Raw genomic sequence first — 13,891 nt, 5'->3', positions numbered from 1 at the left:
GTCCGGGAATAGTCACGGTGGGTGCCGGGTTGTGACGGACATGTCTTCGCCAATTCAGGTTGACGTCTGGTCCGATGTCGCGTGTCCGTGGTGCTACATCGGCAAGCGCCGGTTCGAGGACGCCCTGGCCGGATTCGACGACGCCGACGTCGCCGTGACCTATCACAGTTTCGAACTCGCCCCCGACACCCCGGTGGACTTCGAGGGCAGCGAAGTCGATTTCCTCGCCGAACACAAGGGAATCCCGCCCCAGCAGGTCGAGCAGATGTTGCGGCGGGTGTCGGAGATCGCCGCCTCGGTCGGGCTCGACTACGACTTCGACGCGCTGCGCCACACCAAGACACTGCTGGCCCACCAGGCTTTGCACCACGCCAAGGAGCGAGGCAAGCAGCTCGACCTCGTGGAGCGGTTGTTCCGCGCCTACTTCACCGAGGGGCGGCACGTCGGGCGGGCCGAGGAACTGGCCGAGCTGGCCGGCGACGTGGGGCTCGACCGCGACGAGACGCTTCGGGTGTTGAAGGAGCAGGCCTACGCCGACGCCGTCGAGAACGACCTGCGGCAGGCCCGGATGCTCGGCATTCGGGGCGTACCGTTCTTCGTGTTCGACGGCCGGTACGCCGTCTCCGGGGCGCAGGACCCCGACGTGTTCCGCGAAGCACTCCGGCGGGCCCACGCCGAGAGGAGGACCTCGTGACGGACTCCCGAACGACGTCGGACGCCACGGCGTTTCGGCCTCTCGACGACCCCGGCGAACAACCCGATCCCCCTCGGGACGCCGGTCCGTTCCTCTCCCTCGGCGCTTCGGACGCCGCGATGTGCGTGGGCGACGTCTGCTTCCTGCCCGCCACCGACGAGACGGCGGGGAACGACCGGGACGACTGACCTCCACCGCCGGGAACTCGAGTTCCGCTGAGCGCGAGAAGCGCTGCCCTCACCGAGCTCGATGCGCGAGCCTGTGCTCGGTGGGAGGCAGGCCGCGCGATCACGAGCGACGATCACGAGTGACGACGGGGTCCTCCGATGTCGCTGCCCGTCCACAGCGGAGGCAGGTGGGCGTGGTGAGCCGGGCCTGCCCGCTCCGTTTGGAAGTGGCGCGTGTCCGCCACGCGCCAGTGGGCTCGGATGGGCAGTGTGGAGGCCTTGTTCCGTGAACGACATGTCGACCGCGACCGGTGATCCCGGCCTGCTCGCGGGGGTTCGGGTACTGGACGTCACCAACGTGCTGGCCGGACCGTTCGCCGGCTACCAGTTGGCCCTCATGGGGGCGGACGTCGTCAAGGTGGAGACTCCGGGCAGTGGTGACCTCGCTCGCCAGCTCGGCGCCAGCCGGGAGCTGAGCGAGAGAAAACTCGGTGTCTCCTTCCTGGCGCAGAACTCGGGCAAACGGTCGGTCACGGTCAACCTCAAGTCACCGGGCGGACGCGAGGTCTTCGAACGGCTCGTGGCCGACGCCGACGTGTTGATCGAGAACTTCCGTCCCGGCGTGCTCGACCGGCTGGGCTTCGGGTGGCCGCGACTGCGCGAGATCAATCCACGTCTGGTCTACTGCGCGGTCTCGGGCTTCGGGGCCACCGGGCCGATGAGCGACCGGCCCGCCTACGACCAGGTCATCCAAGGGCTGTCCGGGATGATGTCGGTGACCGGGACCCCGCGGACCGCCCCGCTGCGCGTGGGCTTTCCGGTGTGCGACAGCTTCGGTGGGCTGGCGGCCGCTTTCGCGATCGCTTCGGCACTGGTGCGGCAGCGCGCCACCGGCAGGGGTGCCTACCTGGACACCTCCATGCTCGACGCCGCGATCACGTCGATGGGCTGGGTGGTGTCCGATCACCTCGTCGCGGGCCGCGAGCCGACACCCATGGGCAACGAGAACGTCACCTCGGCCCCCTCGGGCACGTTCGAGACCGGCGACGGGGAACTCAACATCGCGGCGAACAAGCAGGAACAGTACGAGGCCCTCTGTGTCGCCTTGGGACGTGAGGAGTTGCTCACCGACCCGCGGTTTCGCACGAGGGAGGACCGGAAACGCAACCGCGACGTGCTCCGCGCCGAGCTGGAACGGACGTTGAAGGAGAAGCCGGCGCGGGAATGGGACGAGATCCTGCTGGCCAGCGGAGTCCCCGCCGCGCCGGTCGTGTCCGTGCCGGCCGCGCTGCGGTCCGAGCAGATCCGACACCGAGGGCTGGTCAGCGAGGTGGAACTGCCCACCGACGACGGGCAGACGATCGAGGTTCTGGGCGCACCCACCAGAGTGGACGGACGGTCCGTCACGCCACGGTCGCGAGCACCCCGGCTCGGCGAGCACACCGACGCCGTCCTCGCCGAACTCGGGTTCACCGAGGCCGAGATCGCGTCGCTGCGGGAACAGGGGGCGGTATGAGCGACTCCGCAGCGCGGGACTGGCTCCGGCCGCTTCCCGGCCATCCCGGCACGTGGTACGTCAGCCCGGCGGCGGCGCAACGACACCTCGGCGTCGACATCGGTTCGTTGCCCCGCTCGCTGCGGGTACTCGCCGAGAACCTGCTCCGTAACTGCGTCGACCCGGCCGCCACGATTCGGCACCTGCGGGCCCTGGCCGCCGGGGAGGAGAACTCGTCCATCCCGTTCCATCCCGGACGAATCCTGCTGCAGGACGCCTCCGGCCTGCCGGTCCTCGCCGATCTCGCCGTCCTCCGCGAGCGGGTGGCCGCCGAAGGACTGCCCGTCGAGTGGGTGGCCACGCGGAAACGCATGGACCTGGTCGTCGACCACGCGGTCGAACTCGACGCGGCGGGCAGTGCCGCCGCGCGACGGACGAACGAGGACCGGGAGTACGAGCGGCACGCCCGCCGTTTCCGGTTCCTGCGCTGGTGCGAGAACCGCATTCCCGGACTGCGGGTCGTCCCTCCCGGCGTGGGGATCTGCCACCAGCTCAACCTGGAGGTGCTCGCCGACGTCGTGCACGTCGAGCGAGACGGGGAACGGAACATCGCCGCGTTCGACACGATGGTGGGCACCGACAGCCACAGCACCATGATCAATGCGCTGGGCGTGGTGGGCTGGGGTGTGGGTGGCATCGAGGCGACCGCGGCGGCTCTCGGTCAACCGTTGTTCGTCCGGGTGCCCCCGGTGGTCGGGGTTCGCGTGACGGGACGGATGCGGCCCGGCGTGGTGGCCACCGACGTCGCGCTCCGGCTGGCCGCGATGTTGCGCGAGCACGGTGTGGTGGAAAAGATCGTGGAGTTCCACGGGCCGGGGCTGGCGAGTTTGTCCGTGGCCGACCGCGCCACGATCGCCAACATGGCCCCCGAGTACGGCGCCACCATGGCCTTCTTCCCGCCGGACACTCGCACGCTGGAGTACCTGAGGGCCACCGGTCGTCCGGCCGACCTGGTCGCCGACTACCTGCGTGCCCAGGGCCTGCTGTCCGAAGCGGGCGAGCCGGAGGAAACGATTCGCTTCGCCGAGACCTGCGAACTCGACCTGACGCGGATACCTCGGACCATGGCCGGGCCGATCCGGCCACACCAGGCGGTCTCCCCCACCGAGGTCGCCGAGAACACCCGTACGACCACGCCGGGCCGGCCCGGCGGCCGCGTCGTGATCGCCGCCATCACCAGCTGCACGAACACCGCGAACCCGAGCGCGTTGGTGACCGCCGGACTGCTGGCTCGCCGGGCCCGCGAGCACGGGCTCCGAGTCCCGGACTGGGTCAAGACCTCGTTCACACCCGGTTCCCGCTCCGCCGCGGACATCCTGGCCGCCAGCGGACTGCAGGACGACTTGGACGCCTTGGGCTTCCAGGTCGCCGGTTTCGGTTGTGGCACGTGCATGGGCAACTCCGGGCCCCTGAAGGACGGCGTGTCCGCTTCCCTCGCGGAGACGGGGGAGCGTGGAGTCGCCGTGTTGTCCGGCAACCGCAACTTCCCCGGCCGCATCCACCCGGACGTGGCCGACAGCTACCTGGCCTCGCCCGCCCTCGTCGTGGCCGCGGCGTTCGCCGGGAACATCGGGACGAATCTCGACACCGACGCGCTCGGGCACACGCCCGACGGAAAGGCGGTGCGGCTTTCGGACCTCTGGCCGAAACAGGAGGAGATCGACGAGATCGTCCGCGAGTTCGGGACCGACGCGCTGCGGCGGGCGGCCACGAACGCGTTGACGACACGGCGGTGGCGGGAGCTGTCGTGTCCGGACGGCCCCGAGTACGAGTGGGAGGACGAGGCCGGCTCCATCCGGCGTCCCCCGTTCGCGGACGAGCCGTTCACCTCACCCGCCGTCAGCGGTGACATCCACGGCGCCGCGGCCCTGCTCGTGCTCGGGGACGACGTCACCACCGACCACATCTCCCCAGTGGCCCGGATCACCCGCGACTCCGCCGCCGGGCGGTGGCTGTCCGAAAGGGGCGTCGCCGCCACCGACTTCGGCAGCTTCAGCTCCCGCCGACTCAACCACGAGGTGATGCTGCGCGGTGGGTTCGCCAACCCGCGGCTGGAGAACCTGCTCGTCCCCGGCCGGACCGGCGGATGGACTCGTGGGCTGAGTCCGACGACCGGAGAACGTCCCCCGGAGCCGGTTCCCGTCCACGAGGCGGCGGCCGACTTCGCGCGTGCCGGGGTGCCCGCCGTCGTGGTGGCCGGACACCGCTACGGGGCCGGGTCGGCGCGGGACTGGGCGGCCAAGGTCACCCGCCTGCTCGGGGTCCGGGCCGTCGTCGCGCGTGGCTTCGAACGGATTCACCGCACGAATCTCGTCGCGATGGGGGTGCTCCCGGTCGAGTGTCCGGACCTGGACCCGGCGGAGCTGGACGCCGGCGACCGCCTGGACCTCCTCGGTGTGGCCACCGACTCCCCGACGGTCGAGGTTGTTCTTCGCCGTCGTGATCGCGTCGTGCGCCGCTACCGGGGGCGCAAGCGGCTGGACAACGACGTCGAGGCGTCCTGGCTGCGGCACGGGGGAGTGGTCGGACAGCTGCTGGCCCGGCTGCGAGCGGCGGCGAACACGGCCGTGACCGACGCCTGACCACCACGAAAGACCGACGGCCCGCCTCCTTGCCGAAAGGAAGCGGGCCGTCGTTTCGCGTGCCGTGCTAGATCGCGACGGTGGTCGCGTCGTAGGAGTACAGCCACTCGTAGCGGTCGGCGATCGGTTCGTTGCTCCATTCCCGCGCCAGGTACTTCTCCGCGGACTTCTCGTCGGCGAGTTCCCGGCTGTGGAAACGTTCGGTGTTCGACCGCGCGCCGCGGACCATGCGGCTGGTCCGGTCGATCCGCGCTCGCTCGTAGCGCTGGAGCGCGTGCGCGGGGTCCGTTCCGTACTGTTCCAGCGCGCGGGCCAGCACCAGACCGTCCTCCATCGCGTGGACCGCGCCCTGCGCGAGGAACGGCAACGTCGCGTGGGCCGCGTCGCCGACGAGACTGACCCTGCCGGACGACCACCGGGGGATCGGGTCCCGCTGGCGGAGCGCCCATTTGGACAGCTTCGGCGCGAGGGTGATGAGGGTGTGCACTTCCTCGTGCCAGCCGGCGAAGTCGGCCAGGCACTCCTCCGCCGTTCCGGGTTCGAAGCCCCGGTCGGAGGTCCACTCCTTGCCCTCGATCGTCGCGACGAAGTTCATGATCTCGCCGTTGTGCAACGGATAGCTCACCGCGTGCCCACCCGGACCGATCCACGTGGTCCCGACGTTGGTGGCCAGGTGGTCGGGCAGGACCTCCATCGGCACCAGACCGCGCCAGGCCACCATGCCGCAGAACTCCGGTGTGGTCTCCTCGCCCCACAACTGGTTGCGGACCACCGAACGCCAGCCGTCCGCGCCGAGCAGCACGTCACCGCGAACCCGCTCCCCGCTTTCCAGGAGCAGGGTGACGCCGTCGTCGTCCTGGTCGAACCCGGCCGCGCGGGAACCCAGGTGAACGCTGTCCGGCGACGCGGCGCGCACGGCCCTCTCCAACGCCCCGAGCAGGTCGGGGCGGTAGACCGTCAGGTACGGGTAGCCGTAGCGCTCGACCGCCTTCTCGCCGAGGGTGAACATCGGCCAACGGCGCCCGGTGTCCCACAGCCGGAGCTCCTTGCGTTCGGGGTCGCACGACAGTGCCTGGAGTTCCTCGAACAGGCCGAGCGCGTCGAGGACCCGGTTGCCGTTCGGGCTGATCTGGATCCCGGCGCCCGTCTCGGTCAGTTCCGGTGCCTGTTCGTAGAGGTCGACCCGGAACCCTCGGCGCAGCAACGCGAGTGCGGTGGTCATGCCCCCGATCCCGCCGCCCGCTATCAGCACGTGCATGTCGTCCACTCCTCGGAAGGTCAGGCGGTGGTGGTGCGCAGCAGGTCGAAGGCCCGCATCACCGGTTCGTCGCTCGCGCGGACGAGGTAGGCGTCGGCGCTGACTCGGTGCCGGTACGGCCGCCACGCGGGCACGGCGATGATGTCGCCCTTCTCCCAGGAGAAGACCTCGCCGTCGATCTCGGTCTCCCCGCTGCCCCGCAACACGGTGAAGATCGAGTTGGCCGTCGTGCGGGAGGTCGCCGACCGGAACCCCGCCGACATCTGCTGCACGTGCAGCGCGATGGTGCGCAGTGCCGGGTCACCGAGTTGGATCTCGCGTTCGGCCATACCGTGTTCGGGAGCGGTCCGTTGCGCGGCCAGGCGTTCGAGCGAGTCCTCCCACCGGAAGGCGAGAGGGGATTCCTCGGCGTCGACCACATCGGACTCCAGCTCGTCCGGGTGACGTTCGAAGAACATGGGCTCCAGCAGGTGGATCAGCGGGACGTCCAGGATGTCCACCCAGTAGCAGTCGTCGGGGCCGGCGGCCGAATGCGAGTGCCAGGCGTAGCTGGGGGTGAGCAGGACGTCGCCGGGCCGCATTTCGAGTCGCACCCCGTTCACGACGGTGGACGTCCCCCGGCCTTCGAGGATGATCCGCAGGGCGCTGGGGGTGTGCCGGTGGGCGTCGGCGGTCTCGCCCGGACGAATCAGTTGGTACGCGGCGACGAGGGTCCGCACGGTCGGGTAGATGTTTCCCTCGGCGGGATTCGTCAGGGTCACGTTACGCCGGTCGGCCATGCTGTGGTCGACGAGTCGGCCCGCGGCGTCCAACACGGACTTGATGTCGGCGTAACTCCACCTCGCCGGTAGCAGGTTCTTGCGCGGCTCGGGCCACAGCGCGGGGCTGCGGCGGTGCCAACCGCCTTCCATGCTGAGCTCGTCGAACAGGGCGTACAGCTCGTCGAGCGAGGTCACGGACGCGGGATCGGGCAGTCCCGTCGCGGGGGTCGTGGTCATCGGTGCTGGTTCTCCTTCGGCTACTTGGCGATGTCCGGGGTGTAGGGCTTGTCGAAGACGGGAGTGGCGCCCAGCTCGCCCCGGCGAACCGGAACGGACATCTCACCGACCCGGTCGATGTGGATGCGGATCACGTCGCCGTCGGTGACGGGACCGACCCCGGCCGGTGTGCCGGTGGCGATGATGTCGCCCGGATGAAGCGTCATGACCGCCGAGGCCATCTCGATCATGCCGGGGATGTCGAGGACGAGGTCGGCGGTGTTCGCGTGCTGCCGCAGTTCGTCGTTGACCCACAGCTTCATCTCCAGCGCGGCCGGGTCGCCGACCTCGTCCGCGGTGGTGAGCCACGGACCGACCGGGCAGAAGGTGTCGTAGGCCTTGCGGAAGACCCGCTCCTCCCGGCCCCGCACGACCATGTCGAGCAGGCACGCGTACCCGAACACGTGCTCGCGCCAGTTCTCCCGCGTGATGCCGCGGCCACCACGGCCGATCACGATGGCGAGTTCCGCCTCGTGGTGGACCTCCCGGCCGGACAGGGCGGGCAGTACCACGGGCTCGGCGGGGCCGGACAGCGAGGACGGCGGTTTGAGGAAGAAGCCCTGGTGGTCGGCGCGGTAGTCGGCCCGCATCTCCCGGCCGTGGTCGTGGTAGTTGACCGGAAACGCGACGATCTTGCTCGGCCACGGCACCGGGGTGAGCAGGCGGACCGAACTCAGCGGTACCCGGTCGCCGACCTCGGCCGCCTTCTTCAGCGCCTCGGCGTGGCGCTCGAAGTCCGCGATCATCCGGAGTGGACCGACCGGCGGCCACTGCTGCGGCTCGACGCCGATCTCGTCCGTCACGTCCACGACGTGGTCGTCGACGACAAGGCCGATGCGGCCGTTTTCGAAACGGGCGATCTTCAAACTTGCCTCCTTGGTGCCGACCGGCACGGACGCGGGCTCCGGCCGACGGTCCTTTCCCCAGAATTCGGTGGCCCGACGTTAGGAACGCCGACCGCCCCGACGGAAGTGGAGTTCCGCTGAGTGCGATGACGAGCGGGAAGAACGGGCGTGACGGAATCGGCGTTCCGGTGGGTGCGAGAACCGATTCCGAGGTCCCGCGCGTTCCGGAACGCTTCCACTCGTCCGCCGCCACGACCCCCGTCGCGGGGTGTTCGGGAAAGAGGAGTGTCGTCCCGTTGCCCACCACTGTTCGAGATGCCGTCCTCGACGTGCTGCGTGCCCGTGGAGTCGACCGGATCTTCGCCAATCCCGGCTCCACCGAAGTGGGCCTGCTCGCAGGACTTCCCGACGACCTGGAGCTCGTGCTGGCCCTGCACGAGGGCTCCGTGGTCGGGTTGGCCAGCGGGTATGCCGTGGCGTCGGGACGACCGTCGGTCGCCCTCCTCCACACCGCCGCGGGCTACGGCAACGCCGTCGGAGCCCTCTCCACGGCTCGGGCCAACCGGATACCGCTGGTGACGCTCGTCGGCCAGCAGGACCGACGGCATCTCGCCAGCGAACCGTTCCTCACCGGCAGACTCGCCGCGTTGGCGGGTGACTACCCGGTCGGGGTGGAGGAGCCCGCGCGAGCCGCGGACGTGCCCGCCGCGGTCGCCCGCGCGTTCCACGCCGCCGTCCTGCGTCGGGGACCCGCCGTGGTGATCGTGCCGATGGACGACTGGGCCGAGCCCGTGGGCGAGGTCGACCTGGCCCCCGCCGCCGAGCGAATCACCGTCGCCACCGCCGCCGACCCCGAGGCACTCAACGAGGTCGCCGCGCTGATCGAGGACGCGAAACGACCGACACTGGTGCTCGGGGCGCTGGCCGACGACCCGGACACCTGGGAGTCGACCCACCGGCTGGCCACCGCGCTGGACGCCCCGGTCTGGCAGGAGGCCTACGCCTACCGGATGGGGTTCGACCAGACCTCCCCGCTGTTCGCGGGCCACCTCCCGCCGGGGCGGGCCGCGCTGCGCGCCGCGCTCTCCGGCCACGATCTCGTGCTGGTCCTCGGAGGCTCGGCCTTCCGGCAGTACCTGTACGAACCGGGCGCCTTCGTCGAGCCGGGGACGTCGGTGGTCGTCGTCACCGACGACGCGGAGGATGCGGCGCGGAGCGCCGCCGAGCTCGTGGTGCTGGCGCCGGTCGGCTCGACCGTCGCCGGCCTCGCCGACCGGGTGACCGTACGAGCCCCGCGTCCGAGGCCGGAGGGAACGTCCCGTCACCCGGCCGACGAGAAGCCCGCGACGACTCCGCACGGACGAACCCCGTCGCCCCGCGACGTCTTCACCGCGTTGGCGGAGCGCTTGCCCGCCGAGTCGACCTACTTCGAGGAAAGCCCGTCCACACGACGGGAACTGCTCGCGACCCTGCCCGTGCGCACGCCGTCGGGATTCCTCACCGCCGCCATGGGTGGACTCGGGTTCGCGTTGCCCGCCGCGGCCGGAGTGAAGCTGGCCCGCCCGAACCGTCCCGTGGTGGCGGTGGTCGGCGATGGTGCCTCGCTGTACAACATCCAGGCCCTGTGGAGCGCCCGGAAGTACGGTGCCGGGGTCCTCTACCTCGTGTTGTCCAACGGCGGCTACGCCGTGATGGACCGTCTCGCGGCCAACGCCGGGGTCAAACCTCCGTGGCCCGGCTTCGAGGAGGTCAGCATCGCCACACTCGCCTCGGGGTTCGGGTGCGAGGCTCGCCGGATTGAGACCACCGACGAGCTGGTCGCGGCACTCGACGAGGTCGTTCCCGGACTCGCCACCCGGAGCGAACCCCTGGTGCTCGACGTCGCGGTGACCACCGACTGAGGACCCCTTCCCCGCGGCTTTCGTCTCACCCCGTTTGTTCCCACCGCACGAGAAAGGTTTCGTCATGGCCCAGGACTGGCTCGCCGAGGACCTCCCGAAGGAGATGGAGGAGCTGCGCGACGCGGTCTCGGACATCCTCGTCAACTACGACCGCGAGTACTGGATCAAAGTGGACGAATCGGGGGAGTACCCCCAGGACTTCGTCGACGTGTTGCAGGAAGGCGGATGGTTGTCGATGCTCATCCCCACCGAGTACGGCGGGGGAGGGGCCACGATCCCGGAGGCCGCGCTGTTTCTGGAGACCTGCAACCGTTGGGGCGCTCCGGGAACGCTGATCCACGCCCAGATGTACACGATGGGCGCCATCCTGCGACACGGCAGTGAGGAGCAGAAGAAGAAGTGGCTGCCGAAGATCGCCGACGGCACGTTGCGTCTGCAGTCCTTCGGCGTCACCGAACCGGACGCGGGCACGGACACCACGCGTATCCGCACCTTCGCCCGGCGGGAGGGCGACCACTACATCGTCAACGGTGGCAAGATCTTCACCTCGCGGGCCAAGCAGTCCGATCTGCTGCTGCTGGTCTGCCGCACCAAGAAGTACGAGGAGGTCGAGAAGAAGACCGACGGCGTCTCGGTGCTGCTCGTCGACATGCGGGAGGCGTTGGCCGAGGGGACCCTCGACATCAAGCCGATCAAGGTGATGAGTGGTCACCACACGAACCAGCTCACGTTCACCGACATGCGGGTGCCCGTCGAGAACCTCATCGGCGAGGAACACAAGGGGTTCAAGGTCACCATGTCGGGGATGAACGCCGAGCGGATCCTCGCGGCGAGCGAGTACGTCGGTTCGGGACTGTGGTTCATCGACCGGGCCGTCGAGTACGCGAAGGAGCGAGTCGTCTTCGGGCGTCCCATCGGCCAGAACCAGGGCATCCAGTTCCCGATCGCGCAGGCCTTCGCCAACCTGCGGGCGGCGAGTGCGCTGCGGTGGCAGGCGGCGGAGAAGTTCCAGGCGGGGAGCCGGTCGGGTACCGAGGCCAACATCGCGAAGCTGCTCGCCGCACAGGCCCAGTGGGACGCCGCCAACGCGGCGATGGACACCTTCGGCGGGTACGGGTTGGCGTCGGAGTACGGCGTGGAGCAGAAGTTCCGTGCCGCCCGAGGTCCCCTCATCGCGCCGATCAGCACCAACATCATCCTGGCCGGGATCGCCCACCGAGACCTGGGCATGCCGAAGTCGTACTGACTCGTCCGGGACGACGCCGATGTCCGACACACGCAGTCCGGGAATCACGGAGACCGTGGCGCGCTTCGCCTGCGGGCGGAGCCACCCAACCGAGGACCGGGTGGCCGCCGCCACTCGTAGTCTGGTCGACGTGGTCGGCGTGGCACTGGCCGGCCGGGAGACTCCCGCGTTCCGGGCCGTGAGCCGCTGGGCCGACTCCGAGCCCACCACGGGCACCTCGGTGGTGTGGGGGGCCGGCATCCGCCGAGGTGCCGCACAGGCCGCGCTGCTCAACGGCACCGCGGGCCATGCCCTGGACTTCGACGACGCCTGTCCCTCGATGCCGCTGCACCCGAGCACGGTGCTGTGGCCGGCGTTGCTGGCCGTGGTCCGCGACGACGGGACCGAGCCGGACCCCACCTCGGTGTCCCAAGCCCTCGACGTCGGCAATGCGGTGCTGCGGGCCATCGGCGAGGCCCTGCCGATGGCGACCCACTACGAGCGCGGCTGGCACAGCACCTCCACGGTGGGGCGCCTGGCAGCCGTCGCGGCCCTGGCGCGACTGCGAGGTCTGGACATGACCACGACCCGGCACGCGCTGGGGGTCGTGGCCTCCATGGCGGCGGGAAGCCTGGCCAACTTCGGCACCGCCACCAAGCCACTGCACGCCGGGCTGGCGGCACGGGACGCCGTCGTCGCCGTCTCCCTGGCGGAACACGGTCTGGACGCCGCACCCGACCAACTCGAACACCGGTCGGGGTTCCTCGCCCTCTTCGGCGCCCCGGACCGCACCGCCGGGGAGCGCCTCGGAGAACGGCTGGAGCACTGGGAACGCGACTGGCCGCACGACTGGTCGCTCAAGCGCTACCCGTCCTGCTACGGCACCCACCGTTCCCTCGACGCCGTCCTCGAACTACGCGAGGAGATCGACCCGGCCGAGGTCGAGTCGGTGGAGGTGTGGGCCGGACGACGCTCGCTGCGGCCGCTGCTCCGGCGACTGCCCACCAGCGGGCTGGAGGCGAAGTTCAGCCTGCACTACACCGTGGCGACCACCCTGCTGCGCGGGGCGCCGGGCATCACCGACTTCACCGACGCCGCGCTGGCGGACCCGACCGTTCGCGATCTCATGCGCCGGGTCCACGTCCACGGCGAGGACACCCCGCCGGACCGTCCCGACCTCGCCGGCCAGCCGTACGCCTTGGTGCGTGTGCGGTTGACCGGCGGTGCCACCGCGCAACGACTGGTCCTGCACACGCGAGGAGACGCGCGCAACCCGCTGACCGACGCCGAGATCGACGACAAGTTCCGAGCCGCCGCCGGTGCGGGCGGCTACGCGAAGGACGCGACCGAGACGCTTCTCGCACTGCTACGACGTGCCCTCGTCGAGCCGGGCGCGCTCGCCGGGGCACTCGCCGCGCTCCGTGACAACGATTCCCGTTCCGAAAGGCATTCGAGTGAGTAGTACCGAATCGGCGGGCCTGCCCACCGTCGTCATCCACGAGGAAGGCATGCGCGAGGGCATGCAGATCGAAAGCGCCGACATCCCCGTCGAGGACAAGGTGAGGCTCCTCGACGCGCTGTCGGCCACGGGGCTGAAACACATCGTCGTCGGCTCCTTCGTCAGTCCGAAGTGGGTTCCGCAGATGGCCCGTGTCGAGGAGGTCATCGCCGGATTCACCCCGGTGGAGGGGGTCGAGTACACCGCGCTCGCCCTCAACGCCCGAGGGGTCGAACGCCGCGCCGAACACACCCCACCGCTGTCGCCGCCCCGACCGGTGCAGCGCACCACCGTGCATCTGTGCGACGTGTTCGTGCAGCGCAACACGGCTCGTACCCAGGCCGACGAGATCGCGGCCCTGCCCCGTGTCGTCGCGAGCGCGGTGGAACGCGGGATCACCGACGCGATCGTCGCCGTCAACGCCGCGTGGGGCTCCAACTGGCTGGGCCCCTTCACCACGGACCAACGAATGGAGGTCCTCGACCTGCAGTTCGCGCACTGGCGCGAACACGGCGTCGAGCCCCGCACCATCTGGCTCGGGGACCCGATGAGCTGGAACACGCCGCGGGCAGTGGAGGAGACGTTGCGGGCCTGTCTCGACCGTTTCCCCGACGTCACCACCTACCACCTGCACCTGCACGACGGGCGGGGCAGCGCGCTGGTCTCGGCCTACCAGGCGCTGCGAGTCCTGGGAGCGCAGCACACGCTCGCGCTGGACACGTCGATCGACGGGATGGGCGGCTGCCCTTACTGCGGCAACGGGCGTGCCACCAGGATGATCCCGACCGAGGACCTCGTGGACCTGCTGGAGGAGGAGGGCATCGACACGGGCGTCGATCTCGCCGCGCTCATCGAGGCCGCTCACCTGGCCGAGGAGGTCGTCGGACACGAGTTGTACGGCCACGTCAGCAAGGCCGGGCCGCGACCGCGGGGCGAGGCGCTCTACGCGATGGACATGCCTTTCGTGGAGACCTTCGACCAGGCCCAGCACTTCCGGCTCGGCCCGAAGGTCTACGACGGCTGCCGTGCCCCGTGGAAGAAACCGATCACCTCACCCGCGCGGGACGCCGTCGAGGCGGGACGGCCGATCGCCCTGCGTCGTCCCGAGAACGAGGCCTGAAGGCAGCGG

At 70.2% G+C, this 13,891-nt stretch carries 11 protein-coding genes; 8 read left to right on the top strand and 3 right to left on the bottom strand.

What is annotated here, in order from left to right; translation table 11 throughout:
• The first annotated feature begins 40 nt into the window (after positions 1-40).
• The 4 genes from SACGLDRAFT_RS11620 (at position 41) to acnA (ending at position 4,998) form a co-directional block, all read left to right on the top strand.
• Positions 41-694 carry a DsbA family oxidoreductase gene (locus SACGLDRAFT_RS11620; RefSeq protein WP_005464784.1) on the top strand — a complete coding sequence of 218 codons (654 nt, stop codon included), beginning with the start codon at positions 41-43 and terminating at the stop codon, positions 692-694.
• A complete protein-coding gene (locus tag SACGLDRAFT_RS11615; RefSeq protein WP_005464783.1) occupies positions 691-882 on the top strand; it encodes a hypothetical protein in 192 nt (63 codons plus the stop codon). The genes SACGLDRAFT_RS11620 and SACGLDRAFT_RS11615 overlap by 4 nt, the downstream gene beginning before the upstream one ends.
• Before the next feature lie 274 nt (positions 883-1,156).
• A complete protein-coding gene (locus SACGLDRAFT_RS11610; protein WP_040919894.1) occupies positions 1,157-2,377 on the top strand; it encodes a CaiB/BaiF CoA transferase family protein in 1,221 nt (406 codons plus the stop codon).
• Positions 2,374-4,998, top strand: coding sequence for an aconitate hydratase (gene acnA / locus SACGLDRAFT_RS11605; RefSeq protein ID WP_005464781.1), 2,625 nt, complete (start codon positions 2,374-2,376; stop codon positions 4,996-4,998). Before SACGLDRAFT_RS11610 ends, acnA begins: the two co-directional genes overlap by 4 nt.
• Before the next feature lie 67 nt (positions 4,999-5,065).
• Here the strand turns inward: acnA and SACGLDRAFT_RS11600 are convergent, their stop codons facing one another.
• The 3 genes from SACGLDRAFT_RS11600 to SACGLDRAFT_RS11590 are packed head-to-tail and all read right to left on the bottom strand — an operon-like array spanning position 5,066 to position 8,159.
• Entirely contained in the window at positions 5,066-6,256 is a 1,191-nt protein-coding gene (locus SACGLDRAFT_RS11600) for an FAD-dependent monooxygenase (RefSeq protein ID WP_005464780.1), read from the bottom strand.
• Positions 6,257-6,276: 20 nt separating this feature from the next.
• Positions 6,277-7,254, bottom strand: coding sequence for a cupin domain-containing protein (locus tag SACGLDRAFT_RS11595; protein WP_005464779.1), 978 nt, complete (start codon positions 7,252-7,254; stop codon positions 6,277-6,279).
• A gap of 20 nt (positions 7,255-7,274) precedes the next feature.
• Positions 7,275-8,159, bottom strand: a complete 885-nt coding sequence (locus tag SACGLDRAFT_RS11590) for a fumarylacetoacetate hydrolase family protein (protein WP_040919892.1) — start codon at positions 8,157-8,159, stop codon at positions 7,275-7,277.
• Between the two features lie 275 nt (positions 8,160-8,434).
• On the opposite strand from SACGLDRAFT_RS11590, the gene SACGLDRAFT_RS11585 reads away from it, so the two are divergent.
• The 4 genes from SACGLDRAFT_RS11585 to SACGLDRAFT_RS11570 all read left to right on the top strand — a co-directional run bounded on the left by SACGLDRAFT_RS11585 (position 8,435) and on the right by SACGLDRAFT_RS11570 (position 13,882).
• Entirely contained in the window at positions 8,435-10,039 is a 1,605-nt protein-coding gene (locus SACGLDRAFT_RS11585) for a thiamine pyrophosphate-dependent enzyme (protein WP_005464777.1), read from the top strand.
• Positions 10,040-10,103: 64 nt separating this feature from the next.
• Complete coding sequence (locus SACGLDRAFT_RS11580) at positions 10,104-11,285, top strand: acyl-CoA dehydrogenase family protein (protein WP_005464776.1); 1,182 nt, start codon at positions 10,104-10,106, stop codon at positions 11,283-11,285.
• A gap of 19 nt (positions 11,286-11,304) precedes the next feature.
• The gene (locus SACGLDRAFT_RS11575) at positions 11,305-12,726 is read left to right on the top strand and encodes an MmgE/PrpD family protein (RefSeq protein ID WP_005464774.1); all 1,422 of its coding nucleotides are present in this window, start codon (positions 11,305-11,307) and stop codon (positions 12,724-12,726) included.
• Entirely contained in the window at positions 12,719-13,882 is a 1,164-nt protein-coding gene (locus SACGLDRAFT_RS11570; protein WP_005464772.1) for a beta/alpha barrel domain-containing protein, read from the top strand. Before SACGLDRAFT_RS11575 ends, SACGLDRAFT_RS11570 begins: the two co-directional genes overlap by 8 nt.
• The last annotated feature ends 9 nt before the right edge of the window (positions 13,883-13,891 follow it).

This window comes from Saccharomonospora glauca K62, assembly GCF_000243395.2.
In the GTDB taxonomy this organism is placed as follows: domain Bacteria; phylum Actinomycetota; class Actinomycetes; order Mycobacteriales; family Pseudonocardiaceae; genus Saccharomonospora; species Saccharomonospora glauca.
The sequence above is the reverse complement of the archived record's forward strand: the minus strand, read 5'-3'. Positions and strand labels throughout refer to the sequence as shown.

Bases quoted from the DNA above. Each gene is read 5' to 3' on its own strand.
- SACGLDRAFT_RS11620 (WP_005464784.1), top strand. From the start codon at position 41: ATGTCTTCGCCAATTCAGGTTGACGTCTGGTCCGATGTCGCGTGTCCG.
- SACGLDRAFT_RS11610 (WP_040919894.1), top strand. From the start codon at position 1,157: ATGTCGACCGCGACCGGTGATCCCGGCCTGCTCGCGGGGGTTCGGGTA.
- acnA (WP_005464781.1), top strand. From the start codon at position 2,374: ATGAGCGACTCCGCAGCGCGGGACTGGCTCCGGCCGCTTCCCGGCCAT.
- SACGLDRAFT_RS11600 (WP_005464780.1), bottom strand. From the start codon at position 6,256: ATGCACGTGCTGATAGCGGGCGGCGGGATCGGGGGCATGACCACCGCA.
- SACGLDRAFT_RS11595 (WP_005464779.1), bottom strand. From the start codon at position 7,254: ATGACCACGACCCCCGCGACGGGACTGCCCGATCCCGCGTCCGTGACC.
- SACGLDRAFT_RS11580 (WP_005464776.1), top strand. From the start codon at position 10,104: ATGGCCCAGGACTGGCTCGCCGAGGACCTCCCGAAGGAGATGGAGGAG.
- SACGLDRAFT_RS11575 (WP_005464774.1), top strand. From the start codon at position 11,305: ATGTCCGACACACGCAGTCCGGGAATCACGGAGACCGTGGCGCGCTTC.